The organism is Ruminococcus callidus ATCC 27760 (assembly GCF_000468015.1).
In the GTDB taxonomy this organism is placed as follows: Bacteria; Bacillota; Clostridia; order Oscillospirales; family Ruminococcaceae; genus Ruminococcus_C; species Ruminococcus_C callidus.
The window spans coordinates 39,112-53,337 of record NZ_KI260415.1; the positions used below are offsets into that span (position 1 = coordinate 39,112).

A 14,226-nucleotide genomic window follows, 5' to 3' on the forward strand; every position below is an offset into this window, starting at 1 on the left:
TCGCACAATCTTTGTGCGGTATTGCCTTGATTCTCACTGAAAAGTTACTTCCACCTTGCCGTCCTTGGCGGAAACCAGCAGTGTGTGAATTTCTGTACTGTGTGCAATAATCAGAGAAGCGATCTGATCTTCTACGATCTGGCGAATAACACGGCGAATGTCACGGGCACCGTAGGGCTTGCCGTATGCTTCTTCTGCAATGGCTGCCAGTGCGGCAGCATCGTACTGCAACGTGATGTTCTTTTCTGCCAGCGGCTGTTTCATTTCGTCCAGCATCAAAGCAGCGATCTTTTCGAAATCCGGCTTTGTCAGATTCCGGAACACCACGATTTCGTCAATACGGCTGATGAACTCCGGACGCAGGAATTCCCGCAGTCCCTTCATTGCCTTTTCCTTGGAAATTTCAGTGTCTGTCCGGTTAAAGCCTACACCAATGCTCTTATCGGTGGAGCCGGCATTGGAAGTCATGCAGATGACAGTGTTCTCAAAGTTGACCGTTCTGCCCTGTGCATCGTCGATCTTGCCCTCGTCCAGAATCTGCATAAGAATATTCATCACGTCCGGATGAGCCTTTTCGATTTCGTCGAACAGAATCACCGAGTACGGGCGGCGGCGAACTTTTTCAGTCAGCTGACCGGCTTCATCGTAGCCAACATATCCCGGAGGGGAACCGATCATACGTGCCACAGAATGCTTTTCCATGAACTCCGTCATGTCCAGACGAATCAGCGGGTCGTTGGAATCGAACAGTTCCTGCGACAGCACCTTGACCAGTTCTGTCTTTCCCACGCCGGTAGGCCCTACAAAGATAAAGGAAGCCGGACGGCGGCGAGGGCTTAGCTGTACTCTCGTCCGCTTGATTGCCTTTGCCAGCGAATTCACTGCTTCGTCCTGTCCGATGATATGGGCTTTCAGGCGGTCTTCCAGATGTGCCAGCTTGGTGAATTCAGTTTCCGCGATCTTGTGTGCCGGAATCCCTGTCCACAGTTCGATGACCTTGGACAAATCGTCAGCAGTCACCTGCACTTCGTCCAGCTTCTTCTGGGCTTCTTCCAGACTGGTATTCAGACGAATCAGTTCGCCCTTGACCTGAGCCAGTTCTTCGAAGTTGATCTCGGTTTCATCTTCAATGGATTTTTCCTTGGCTTCCAGTTCTTCCTTTTTCTTTGCCAGCTTATCATAAGCTTCGATTTCCGGAGAACGCAGATTGGTGCATGCACAACTTTCGTCCAGCAGGTCGATTGCCTTATCCGGCAGGAACCGGTCGGTAATATACCGTTCTGACAGCACAGCACACAGACGAATCATCTCCGGAGAAATGTGCACACGGTGATAGGATTCGTAGTACTTTGCAATGCCGTTCAGCACCTCAATGGTTTCGTCTACAGTCGGCTCATTGACCGTTACCGGCTGGAAACGGCGTTCCAGTGCAGAATCCTTTTCGATATATTTGCGGTATTCTTCAAAGGTGGTGGCACCAATAACCTGTACTTCCCCACGGGAGAGTGCAGGCTTCAGGATATTTGCTGCATTCATGGCACCCTCAGAATTTCCGGCACCTACCAGATTGTGCACCTCATCGATAAACAGAATGATGTTGCCTTCCTGCTTCACCTCTGCCAGCAAGCCCTTGACACGGCTTTCAAACTGTCCGCGGAACTGGGTACCGGCAACCAGTGAAGTCAGATCCAGCAGGTATACCTGCTTATCTTTCAGATGCATGGGAACGTTTCCGGAGTGGATCCGCAAAGCAATTCCCTCGGCAATTGCCGTTTTGCCGACACCGGGTTCACCGATCAGACAGGGATTGTTCTTGGTGCGGCGGGAGAGAATCTGAATCACCCGTGCAATTTCCTTATCCCGTCCAATGATTGCGTCCAGCTTGCCCTCTGCGGCACGGCGAGTCAGGTTCGTGCAGTAATTGCCCAAGAACCGCAGTTCCTTTTTCCGCTTGGAACGGCGTTCCCGTCTGGAACCGCTTGGGATTTCTGTGTAGTCTGCTGACGGAATCTCCTCATCACCGTCTGCGGTCTGCAATTCATTGGATTCCTCACCGTCATCTTTCAGATTCCCGAAAATCTTTCCCGGATCCTTCATGAAAGATTGCAGGAACTGCGGCATTACACCGGAGCCGCCCATTTCAAAGCTTTCCCCGTCCATCATGTCCATCATCTGATTGGAGATCTGCTCCAGTTCCTCATCGGTAATTCCCATTTGTTTCATATATTCATCGATCTGCGGCACGTGCAGTTCCTTGGCACACACCAGACACAGACCATCATTTTTCTTCTTTTCGCCCTGCATCGCTGTAATAAATACCACGGCAGGCCGTTTTTTGCATCGACTGCATAACATCATCGTTTTCTACACACCTTTCTGATAGGTTTATTGCATCAGCTGATAGAGATGCTGAAATAAAACAGACTTCTGAATTTCAGCCTGATTGAAAAAGGCAATCTGATTTTCGCCGTGCTCCACGATCCACCCCGTCAGTTTGACCATCAGCACCAGCAGAAAAATTGCCTGCACTGCTCCCAGTCCGGCACCAACTACCTGATCTGTCAGGCGTATGCCCTCGGTGCGGCGGAAAGCAGATAGTCCTTTTATTATACCTTGAATCAATACAGAAATCAAGAGAAATAGAACTGAAAAAGTAAATGTTTTAACCATTATAATCAGCACCGGACGAACATACAGCTTTGTCAGCTGCTTTGCAGCATCGCTGGTATTGCTGGAGAGCACCATTGCCGCCGCCTGTACAGTCCGGTTTTGCAGTTCCTGTGAACTCTGCTGCGGCAGGATCGCCTCGTGCATCCATGACGGCATCTCCGTAAACAGCTGAGAAGATGCACTGTCAATACTCTGGGACAGTCCTTGCTGCACTAGTTCCGCAGGCAGTCCTGTTTTCTGGGACACCACGCTGTACAACTCTTCCGAAGCATTGTCCGGATTGTCTGCGATCTGCTGTAATGCCGCATCGTCCAGCTGAATCCCATAATTCCCCAGCGTCTGCTGTAAATCGTCTGCCAGATGATACTGTTCCATTTTCTGTTCCAGAATCGCCGCACATGGCTCTGCCAGCCAGCGGTCGTATACATATTCTGCCGCCGGCTGAGCCAGAACGCCTGCCAGCAATGCCGCAGCAGCATATCCCAGCAGACCAGCAACAGAACTGATCAGACCCCGCCGCCAGCCGCCCCAGATACAGAGGATCAGCACTGCCAACACTGTCAGATCATACAGCCACCACGTCTGATGCATGAAAGATTCCACAAGCTACTCCTTAAAGTCCACACGATCAATCTGATCATATCCCAGCAGGAACAAATAACCGTCCTGTTTCAGAAACGAAGTATAGGCACCGTCTAGATTTACTGTTGCCAGTGCCGTACCGGAAAAATCATAGGAAGTGATATTTCCGCGGCTCATGACAATAGCATCGCCGTCGCACACCCGTACTTCTTCCGCAGTGCTGTCAATAGACAACACTTTCGGACTGGAAACAGACTGATCCAGAAGCACCAGCGAGGTGTTTCGCTTCTGGTCGTCCTGTATGATCAGAGCAGCCTTTCCGTTTTCCAGATCTGCACTGACCAGTGTGCCGTTATAGTTATATGTTCCCTGCATTTCGCCGGCACTGCTATAGTATGCACAAGCAGTATTTCCCACCACACAGAATTTGTCGTTGGAGGAAAAACCAGATTTGACGCTCAAAGTTTCCAGCGGCATGGAAGTCCACTGGGTGTCCACCTGATTAAATGTGATGCTGGTGACAGTGCTCTGCACCACACCATTTTCCACTTTCACTGAAGTCAGACACAAGCCGTTGCTGTCCTTGTGAAATGCCAGATCCACCACGTACTCCGTACAGTTCCGCTGATAGAGCCGCTTTCCGGTATTGTCGTATACCACAATGGCACAGGCATAGGAGCCAGACTCCGTAATCAGGGCAACAGTTCCGTTGTCGCTGACGACACCGGAAAGAATGTTGTTGTCCACAGACTTGCCATAGACATTTTTGTGCCTGGTGTCCAGCCGGAATGAGGTGCCGCCGTTTTCGAACAGCAATACATATTTTCCGGCAGTATTCATGGTGGCGTTCTGGAACGCGTGCTGCCGGTTATCTCCTGCATCGCCGTGCATAGAATAGGTACTCAGATAGGCATCATGCAGCAGAAACAAGGTGTCATCTGCCAACGCTGCCTGATAGCTGGAACTTCCGGAAATGGTCAGCGGGAAGTTTCCCTCTGCCAGTGTGCCGTCATTTTGCGTCACAGAATCGTACCTTCCGCCGATCCCCTCCAGCTTCGGGATCCACGCGTCCCGCTGTATATACAAATACCCGCAGAAGCCGACGATCAGCAGGAATATCAGCAAATTCCGCAGAGAACGCAGCTTACTGCGTCGCTTGCGTTTTTCGATCATATCATCAGAATCATAGCTCATAAGCTTTTTGACGATCTCCTTTCCGACAGGCTTTATTCATAAAACACCCGATTCAGGTACAGTCCATGTGCCTGTGCGGTGATTCCGGCGAGGACACGATTTTTAGATGCCAGAAGGTCGTCCAGTTCGGAAACGGCGATTCTTCCCTCGTTGACACTCAACAGCGTCCCCACCAGTATCCTAACCATATTATACAAAAAACCATTGCCTTTGACAAGCAGAATCACGGTATTTCCTTGCTTTTCTATGGTTATGTCGTGGATTGTACGAATGGTATTCTGTTTTTCTGTGTAATTTGTACAAAACGTTGCAAAGTCGTGGGTGCCCACAAAGTGCTGTGCCGCCTCCTGCATCAGCGGAATATCCATTTTCCGCCGATAGAGCAATTCCAGATCGGTGGTAAACGGATTCTTGCTTTCGCTGTTGTGGATCCGGTACATATATTCCTTTGCCTTGCAGCTGAACCGTGCATGAAACTCCGGCGGCATTTCCTCCACCCGATAAATGGAAATATCCTCCGGCAGATACCCGCAGGCTCCCCGAATGAAGTTCCGTTCCGGCAGCTGTTTTTCCGTCTGCATGGTGAAGCAGTACTCCTTGGCATGCACGCCGGTGTCTGTTCTGGAGCAGCCCTGTATGGTCACCGGCTCGTTGAACAGCTGTGACAGTGCTGTTTCCACCACTTCCTGCACAGTGATGCCGTTGGGCTGCCGCTGAAACCCGTGATAATTGGTTCCGCGAAAGCCCATTGTTACTTTCAGATTTCTCACGATTCTGTTTCCTCCGCCTTTTCTTTTTCCGGAACAGCAAATTCTGCCTGTTCCTCCGGAACCGGCTGCAACAGCCGCTTTCCGGTTTTCCATTGCACAAAAGGCACGGCAAGCAGCAGCAACACCGCACCGGCAGTACAGCAAGCCCCTGCCACAAAACCTTTCGGGCAATAGGTCAGCGTAATGGTATGCGTTCCCGCAGTCACCGGAACGGCAACCATTTCTCCGGCAATGGGTGTGATCTCGGTTTTTACGCCGTCCACTTTCGCATGCCAGCCGGATTCATAGGGAATCGAAAAATAGCATACGCCGTCCTGCTCCGCAGTCAGAGTGCCGCTAAGCTTAGTGTCCGAAGCTTCCGTCAGCGTAATGCCGCCGTTCTGCAATGCTGCAAAGCCCTGCTCCAGCACGTCCGGATTGATCTGATACATATACAGCACGATCAGACCGGAAACTGCGTCCTTGGGCAAGGTCATAGAAACACTTGCCGTATCTGCCCCCTGATAGGTGCCCATTGGGAAAATGAATCCCTGCTTGCCATTGTTGAAATAGCCCTTGTAGACGCCGTTTTGCAGAATCGTAATATTGGAAACGTCCTGCAAATTCATGTAACCATACAGTGTTGTATCCAGCGGCACCCGATAATTGTATTGCAGGCTGTGAGATTCCGCACTGGCATCAGTATGATATGTGTAGTTGCCATAGCTGTTTTTCAGGGCATCTGCTCCCTCATAATCCACGCTGTCCACTTCCAGCATGGTAAACAACGGTGTTTCAATGCCGGTCGCCAGCCGGAACAGCGTGTTCAGATTATCGAACGGGTTCGCCTCCGGATTCGGATCGTATTCCAGCAAGGAGGCATTGGCACGGAAACCAATGGGCAGATCGTACTGATTCCGGTACGCATAGCAGGACTCCGAAGAAGCGATCTGCTCCCACGCACTGTCGTCCAGCACTGTGCTTGCTCGGCTGATTAGATAGCGAACACCGGTAAAGGCATTTCCCACCGGCGTGCCGCCGCCGTAGTAGTAACGATTTCCCGCCTCTGATGCCGGAAAGCCCAGCGAACGGATCCACTTGGTGGCATTTTCATTTGCCATGGAAGAAAACTGCGAAACGCCGTGATAGCCATACAACGCCGGATCATTCAGCGTATACCATGTGGAAAGTTCCGTCCGGTAAAACGGCGTTTCGTCCTGTTCATCGATTTGTTCCAGCAGATTCTCTACGTCTGTATAGGAAGCCGGATAACCGGTATATGCCGATGTTGAAACCGTTTCTGTACCGAGCTTCACGTTCTGGAACATCTCGAATGCCAGCACGATCGACACCGCCAGATACAGCATCTTCTTTCCGAAAATCTGCCGATATGCCAATAGCATAATGCCTGTATACAGCAGCATCAGTGCGGCTGTCCAGTAGACAGCACGGTTTTCCTGCACATTGTATGCAATCAGGAACACACCTACTGTCACTGCCAGCATTGCCAGCAAGTCCCACACGCGGCATTTTTCCTCCAGCACGACCAAGAAAGCACGATAGCCCACTGTCAGCAGGGCAAAGGAAAACAGGAATGAGAATCGATAAGGCAGCATATTCGGAAAATGGAATCCGTGCCAAATATAGTTCAGCACATTGCAGTTACAGCTGATCATCAAGAACGCCAGCACCAGAAATGCCATGATCTTTTCCCGAATCCGAATCCTGCCGGAACGCAAAAATGGTCCGATCAGCACCAGCGGCAGTACGCCGCATGCCAGATTCGGCAGACCGTCCTTGGAAGTCGGTTCATGAAAGCTGATGAGATTTGCCGCCAGCGTCCGCCAGTTTTCATAAAACTGCACCGCTGTAGGGAACGCATTGTTCACGCTATAGGTCAGCTGCAATGCGTAATAAGTGGGTATCAGCACAATTGCCGCCAACGCTCCGCCCAGCAAAGAACAACCTGCCATTGCCAATGTCCGCATCGGCAGCTGTTTCCAGCGAAGATAGCACACACACAGACAACAGTAGGCGATCACTGCAAAGATGCAGGTGAACATGCCGATATAGAAGTTTGTGAACAGCGACAACCCCAGTGCAATGCAGTACAGCCGGCACTTTCCGTCCCGCACCAGATATACCAGTCCCAGCACTACCAGCGGCAGCAGGGCGACTGTATCCAGCCAGATGATATTCCAGTAGTACCCCAGAATGTAGCTGCACAGAGCGTACATCACGGAAAAGATACAGAGGGAAAAATCATTTCTCCGGAATGCACCGCGGAGAAAGCATGCGAAAAACAAGCCGGCAAAGCCGACTTTCAACAGCAATACCAATGTTACCGCATCACGCAGAAATGTTTCCGGCACCAGTGCCGTCAGCAGGTTCAGCGGACTGGCAGCATAGTAGGCAAAAATAGATACGAAGTTGGAACCCAAGCCGGAATCCCATGTATACAGCAGAGAACCTCCATGCTGCAATTTTTCATGCAGCAGCCGCAGGAACGGGTAATACTGATGCCAGAAATCCACCACCAGAATCTGCTGATCTCCAAAAGGGTGCACGTTCTGCAACACAAGCCCTACCGCCAGAAACAGCATGGGGATACCAAACGACAGCAGCAGAAAAATGCGGCTCTTTTGACTTTTTACATTTGTTTGAGAAAGCGGCGTTTTCACAGATGATGCTATTTCCATGCAAATTCTCCTTAAAAGATGATTTTTACCGCTACCGCACCGGTAAACAACAGCAGCGTCACTGTCATTGCTGCATAATCCCGTCCGGCAGCATGCAGCTGCCGCATTTTGGTTCTGCCGGTTTCCCCGCGGTAACAACGGCATTCCATTGCCGTTGCCAGTTCTTCCGCACGGTGAAAAGACGACACCAGCAGCGGTACCAGAATCGGCACCAGTGCCTTGGCACGCTGCAACAGATTGCCCTCACTGAAGCTGGCTCCCCGTGCTTTCTGTGCCGTCATGATCTTGTCCGTTTCTTCCAGCAGCGTGGGAATAAACCGGAGAGAAATCGTCATCATCATGGCAAATGTATGCACCGGCACATGCAGCTTTTTCAGCGGGGACAGCAGCCGTTCGATGGCATCTGTCAGAGCAATGGGCGAAGTGGTATAAGTCAGCAGCGAAGAGCCTGCCAGCAGCACAATGATTCGTGTAACCATTAAAACCGCCGTCCGCACGCCGCCTGCTGTGATTTTCAGAAAATGCCAGTGAAGATACACATCACCGCTGTCCACCATGAAAAGGTCTAAAATTGCTGTGATCAGCAGCACCGGTATCAGCGGTTTGATGCTTTTCCAGATCAGCTTCACCGGAATGCGGGAGAGAGCCAGTGCCAGAATGCAAAACACAATTCCGAAACAAATGGAGTACAGATGCTGTCCCATAAACAACATGGCAATAAACAACAGCGTCATGATCAGCTTGAATCGCGGATCCATGCGGTGTACCGGACTGGAGCCGGGGAAATATTGTCCGATCGTAATGTCTTTCAGCATGTTCCCTGCCCTCCTCTTGTCCGATGATACCATTCCAGAAGCTGCTGTTTTGCCTGCTCCACGGTGAAAATATCATCTGTCAGCGGTACGCCCCTGGCACGGAGTGCATCACAAACGCGGGTGATCTGCGGCACTGCCAGACCGATCGCCTGCAATTCCTGCGAACGGCGGAAAACATTTGCCACCGTATCGTAACAGAACACCTTTCCCGCATTCATCACCAGAATTTTTTTCGCATGCCGTGCCACATCTTCCATGCTGTGAGAAACCAGCAAAATAGTCGCTCCGGTCTGATTGCGGTACGCCTGGATCTCCTGTAGGATCTCCTCCCGCCCGCGGGGATCCAGTCCGGCGGTAGGCTCGTCCAGAATCAGCACCTCCGGACGCATTGCCATAACGCCGGCAATTGCCACACGGCGTTTCTGACCGCCGGACAGCAAAAAAGGTGACTGCTTCAGGATTTCCTCGGAAAGCCCCACAATGGCAGCCGTTTCCCGCACACGTGCCTGCACTTCTTCTTCGGCAAGTCCCATATTCCGCGGACCAAAGGCGATGTCTTTCGCCACGGTTTCCTCGAAGATCTGATACTCCGGATACTGGAACACCAGTCCTACCCGAAACCGCATCTGCCGCATTTTCGACTTGTCTGCCCAGATGTCCACACCGTCCAGCAGAACCTTTCCCTCTGTGGGACGCAGCAGCCCGTTCAGGTGCTGAATCAGCGTGGATTTGCCGGAGCCGGTATGCCCGATAATCCCCACAAAGGAGCCTGCTTCAATTTCCAGATCTACATGATCTACTGCCGTTTTTTCAAAAGGTGTCCCAATGCCATAGCGATAGGTCAGTCCTTCTGTCTGTATCGTTGCCACTTGCACACCTCATTTCACGCCATGTTCTGCAAAATTGCCTCTACGCCGGCATCTTCACTGATAATATGACTGTCCAGCGGAATCCCCTGCTGCCGCAGTTCATACACCAGTTCCGTCACCTGCGGCACGTCCAGTCCGATTGCTTTCATCTGTTCCACATGGGAAAACACTTCCTCCGGACGGTCGTCCAGCAGAATGTTTCCGTCGTCCATGACGATCACACGATCTGCCTGTGCTGCTTCTTCCATATAGTGGGTAATCAGCACAATGGTAATGCCATAGGAACGGTTCAGCATGCGAATGGTCTTCATGACTTCCATACGGCCTTTCGGGTCCAGCATCGCTGTGGGCTCGTCCAGTACAATGCAGGACGGACGCATGGCGATAATGCCGGCAATGGCGATTCGCTGTTTCTGTCCGCCGGAAAGCTGATTGGGAGCATGCATGCGATACTCGTACATGCCGACCGCTTTCAGAGCATCGTCCACCCGTTCCCGTATAGTTTCCGGCGGCAACCCCAGATTTTCCGGTCCGAAAGCCACGTCTTCTTCGACGATCGTTGCCACGATCTGATTATCCGGATTCTGAAACACCATACCTACATGCTGCCGGATCTCATACAGCTTTTCTTCGTCACAGGTATCGATGCCGGCAATCCACATTTTTCCGCCGGTGGGCAGCAGAATGGCATTCATATGTTTCGCCAGCGTAGACTTGCCGCAGCCGTTGTGCCCCAGGACTGCCACAAAAGAGCCTGCTTCCAGTGTCAGAGTCAGGTCTTTCAGGATTTCCGGAGAAGCTGGTTTTCCCTCCTCGTCGGTATAGTGAAATGACAGATGCTCTGCCGCAATCAGTTTTTCCACGGTATTTTCTCCTTTTTTCAGGCAATACGGGCAGAAAATTCCTGCCGTATCTTTATTTTTGCCGGAATACCAGCAGCAGAAGCACCACCAGTACCGCCACACCCGCTGCGAACAACCCATACGGAGCAAAAAAGTGCACCATTTCTGCGATGCCCTCCGGCGGGTCCCCATACACATAGCGGCGATCCAGATACTGTATCCCTGCTGCGAAGCAGTCCGCCGCCAAAGAAAGCACCCCCAGAAGCAACGTTCCCCATTGTTTTCGACGCATAGACTTCCGACAGCACCGCACAAACAGCGTTATGCAGTGTTTCCCTTATTTTTTCCAGATCGCAGTAGAACCGCAGGGCAATACCATGCCGCTTTGTTCTACCGGCAGCCCGATCTCATCGGCTGTCACCCCGCCGCCGAATTTCGGGTTCAGAACGCTCCCCAGCAGATACCCCATTACTGCGGGAGAAAGTCCGGTGGTATAGCTGTTCAGCAGGAAGAACAGCGGGTTTTCCGACAACACGCCGGAACAGAGTTCTACCAGATCGAAAATGTTTTCTTCCAGCTTCCAGACCTCACCGCCCGGACCTCTGCCGTAGCTGGGCGGATCCATAATGATGGCATCGTATTTTCTGCCGCGGCGAATCTCCCGTGCCACAAACTTTTCGCAGTCATCGACGATCCAGCGAATGGGCTTTTCCGTCAGTCCAGACAGTGCGGCATTTTCCCTTGCCCACTGTACCATGCCCTTGGATGCGTCCACGTGACACACAGAAGCACCGGCGGAGGCACATGCTAGCGTTGCACCGCCGGTATAGGAGAACAGGTTCAGGACAGAGATCGGTCTGCCAGCGTTGCGAATCTGCTCTGCCATCCAGTCCCAGTTCACTGCCTGCTCCGGAAATAATCCGGTATGCTTGAAGCCGGTGGGCTGAATCTTGAATGTCAGCCCCAGCGGTTCATATTCCATTTCCCAAAACGGCGGCAGCTTCTTGGAAAACGCCCAGCTTCCGCCGCCGGAGGACGAGCGGCTGTAATGTCCGTCCGCCCTGTTCCATGCGGGGTGCTTTTTCGGGGTCTTCCAGATGATCTGCGGATCAGGGCGTACCAGTGTGACACCATGCCAGTTCTCCAGCTTTTCCAATTGCGAAGTGTCTAAAATGCGATATTGTTTCCAACCATTTGCTACTCTCAATTCGGGCTACTCCTTTATCTATCCTGCATTATGATGCGGCAAAAATCTTGACCTGTTCTGTGATTTCCTGTGCAGCGGCTTCGATCTGACCGGCGTTTTTTCCCTCTACCATGACGCGGATCAGCGGTTCGGTACCGCTTTCCCGCACGAGGATTCTGCCGTTGTCGCCGAGGATCGCGGTATGCTTTTCAATGACTGCTGCAATGTCGGCATCGTCCTGCCACAGTCCCTTTTTCTGGGGCTGAATGGTCACATTGTACAGCACCTGCGGGAAGCACTCCATCAGACCTGCCAGTTCGCTCATCTTCTTGCCGGACTTCTTGAGAATTTCCAGCAGCTTGATGCCGGACAGTTCGCCGTCGCCGGTAGTGGTTTCGTCCAGAAAAATGATGTGACCACTCTGTTCGCCGCCGATGTTATAGCCGCCGGAGAGCATTTCCTCCAGCACATAACGGTCGCCGACCTTGGTCGCCTTTGTGGCAATCTGGTTTGCCTTGGCAAAGTGGAAGAAGCCCAGATTTGTCATCACAGTCACTACGGCAGTATTCTTTTTCAGCTTGCCCTCCTGCTGCAATGCGTGGGCACAGATAGCAATGATCTTATCGCCGTCCACCAGTTTGCCGTTCTCGTCCACCGCCAGACAACGGTCTGCATCACCGTCAAATGCCAGACCCAGATCGCACTCGTGGGTCTTTACATATTCCATCAGGTTTTCCATGTGGGTGGAGCCGCAGTTCTTATTGATATTGGTGCCGTCCGGTGATGCACTGAGCATATGTACCTCTGCACCCAGACGAGTGAACAAGGATTCTGCCGTTGCGGAGGAACTGCCGTTGGCACAGTCCAGAACCACACGCATGCCGGTACAGTCTGCGGCAATACAGCTTGCCAGATAAGAAATATAGTCTTCCTTGGCGTTAGCGTATTCCGAAATGGCACCGACTGCGGTACCGGACTGCAATGTGATCTGCTCCGGATGATCCAGAATCAGTGCTTCGATCTCTGCTTCGATCGCATCCGGCAGCTTATAACCGGTAGCGGCAAACAGCTTGATGCCGTTGAATTCCACACTGTTGTGTGATGCGGAGATCATCACGCCGGCATCTGCACCGTGTGTCCGCACCAGATATGCCACAGCCGGTGTGGGGACAACGCCCAGCTTTACCGCTTCTGCTCCTACCGAACAAATGCCGGCACAAAGAGCCGCTTCCAGAATATCTGAGGAAATGCGGGTGTCCTTGCCGATGAAAATCTTCGCACGGTGCTTTGCCTCTTTTGTCAGCACCAATGCAGCGGCACGGCCGATCTGCATTGCCATTTCACATGTCAGTTCTGTAATTGCGACACCTCTCGCACCGTCTGTCCCAAACAATCTACCCATGATTCTTATGTTCCTTTCATACATACGGAGATCACTCCGATGTTTTTGTCAATGATTTGATATTTTTAGGCAACACCGCACAAAATGCGATTGCACGCAAAGCCGTCAGGCAAGCTTTGTACAGTGTTGCTTTAAGATTCTTCTGTGGAAAATTTCATCTGACCGTCCATACCGCCGCCGGAATCCGGCTGTTGATAGCCCAGATGCTGATACGCCAATGCAGTAGCACAGCGTCCCCGCGGCGTTCTCGCCAGAAAGCCCAGCTGCATCAGGTACGGCTCGCACACGTCTTCCAGTGTGACCGTTTCTTCACCCAGTGCAGAAGCCAGCGTTTCCAGTCCTACCGGTCCGCCGCTGTAGCCCTTGATGATCATCTCCAGCATGCGGCGGTCATTGCTGTCCAGTCCCAGTTCGTCGATCTCCAGACGATCCAGTGCCATGTGGGCGATTTCCTGTGTGATCTCACCGTTGCCCATGACATCGGCAAAATCCCGCACCCGCTTGAGCAGGCGGTTGGCAATACGGGGTGTCCCTCTGGCACGCCCTGCAATTTCCATTGCCCCGTCAATGGAGCACGGGATCTTCAGCAGCATTGCACTCCGGCGGACAATGTCCGTCAGCTGTTCTGTGGTATACAGTTCCAGCCGCAGAATTACGCCGAAGCGGTCACGCAGCGGGCTGGAAAGCTGCCCCGCTCTGGTGGTTGCCCCTACCAGTGTAAACGGGTTCAGATCCACCCGTAGCGAACGTGCTGACGGCCCTTTTCCCATGATAATATCAATGGCATGGTCTTCCAGTGCCGGATACAGGATTTCCTCTACCTGACGGTTCAGGCGATGGATCTCATCGATAAACAGCACGTCATTCGGCTGCAAATTGGTCAGGATCGCCGCCAGATCACCGGCTTTTTCAATTGCCGGACCAGTTGTCACACGAAGATTCACGCCCATTTCGTGGGCAATGATCGAGGACAAGGTCGTCTTTCCCAGTCCCGGAGGCCCGTACAGCAGCACGTGATCCAAAGGGTCTCCACGCCGCTTGGCTGCCTCGATATAGACTGCCAGATTTTCCTTGACTTTATCCTGTCCGATATATTCCACCAGCGTTTGCGGACGGAGTGTCACTTCTGCTTCGCGGTCTTCTTCCACTTCGCGGGGTGTCACCATACGCTCCTCAAACTGCATATCACTGGTTTCAATCATTTTGGTTGATTCCCTC

12 protein-coding genes are annotated in these 14,226 nt (G+C 52.1%); all 12 read right to left on the reverse strand.

Features of this window, described 5'->3' with window-relative positions; all coding sequences use genetic code 11:
- Positions 1-33: 33 nt before the first annotated feature.
- The gene (locus RUMCAL_RS08815) at positions 34-2,355 is read right to left on the reverse strand and encodes an ATP-dependent Clp protease ATP-binding subunit (protein ID WP_040647720.1); all 2,322 of its coding nucleotides are present in this window, start codon (positions 2,353-2,355) and stop codon (positions 34-36) included.
- Positions 2,356-2,385: 30 nt separating this feature from the next.
- A complete protein-coding gene (locus RUMCAL_RS08820) occupies positions 2,386-3,273 on the reverse strand; it encodes a CvpA family protein (protein ID WP_040647676.1) in 888 nt (295 codons plus the stop codon).
- A gap of 3 nt (positions 3,274-3,276) precedes the next feature.
- Positions 3,277-4,446 (reverse strand): DUF5711 family protein, encoded by a 1,170-nt coding sequence (locus RUMCAL_RS08825; RefSeq protein WP_021682412.1) that lies wholly within the window; start codon positions 4,444-4,446, stop codon positions 3,277-3,279.
- A gap of 32 nt (positions 4,447-4,478) precedes the next feature.
- Complete coding sequence (gene truA / locus RUMCAL_RS08830) at positions 4,479-5,216, reverse strand: tRNA pseudouridine(38-40) synthase TruA (protein ID WP_040647677.1); 738 nt, start codon at positions 5,214-5,216, stop codon at positions 4,479-4,481.
- Positions 5,213-7,894 (reverse strand): YfhO family protein, encoded by a 2,682-nt coding sequence (locus tag RUMCAL_RS08835; RefSeq protein ID WP_021682414.1) that lies wholly within the window; start codon positions 7,892-7,894, stop codon positions 5,213-5,215. The genes truA and RUMCAL_RS08835 overlap by 4 nt, the downstream gene beginning before the upstream one ends.
- Before the next feature lie 11 nt (positions 7,895-7,905).
- Positions 7,906-8,709, reverse strand: coding sequence for an energy-coupling factor transporter transmembrane component T family protein (locus RUMCAL_RS08840; protein ID WP_021682415.1), 804 nt, complete (start codon positions 8,707-8,709; stop codon positions 7,906-7,908).
- Positions 8,703-9,578, reverse strand: a complete 876-nt coding sequence (locus RUMCAL_RS08845) for an energy-coupling factor transporter ATPase (RefSeq protein ID WP_040647681.1) — start codon at positions 9,576-9,578, stop codon at positions 8,703-8,705. Before RUMCAL_RS08845 ends, RUMCAL_RS08840 begins: the two co-directional genes overlap by 7 nt.
- A 14-nt stretch (positions 9,579-9,592) precedes the next feature.
- On the reverse strand, positions 9,593-10,441 hold the full coding sequence (locus RUMCAL_RS08850) for an energy-coupling factor transporter ATPase (protein WP_021682417.1): 849 nt from the start codon (positions 10,439-10,441) through the stop codon (positions 9,593-9,595).
- 52 nt (positions 10,442-10,493) lie between these two features.
- Positions 10,494-10,712, reverse strand: a complete 219-nt coding sequence (locus RUMCAL_RS15550; protein ID WP_021682418.1) for a hypothetical protein — start codon at positions 10,710-10,712, stop codon at positions 10,494-10,496.
- 45 nt (positions 10,713-10,757) lie between these two features.
- Complete coding sequence (locus RUMCAL_RS08855) at positions 10,758-11,627, reverse strand: class I SAM-dependent methyltransferase (protein ID WP_021682419.1); 870 nt, start codon at positions 11,625-11,627, stop codon at positions 10,758-10,760.
- A gap of 28 nt (positions 11,628-11,655) precedes the next feature.
- Positions 11,656-13,008 (reverse strand): phosphoglucosamine mutase, encoded by a 1,353-nt coding sequence (gene glmM / locus RUMCAL_RS08860; RefSeq protein WP_040647682.1) that lies wholly within the window; start codon positions 13,006-13,008, stop codon positions 11,656-11,658.
- A gap of 131 nt (positions 13,009-13,139) precedes the next feature.
- On the reverse strand, positions 13,140-14,210 hold the full coding sequence (gene ruvB / locus RUMCAL_RS08865; protein ID WP_021682421.1) for a Holliday junction branch migration DNA helicase RuvB: 1,071 nt from the start codon (positions 14,208-14,210) through the stop codon (positions 13,140-13,142).
- Between the last annotated feature and the right edge of the window lie 16 nt (positions 14,211-14,226).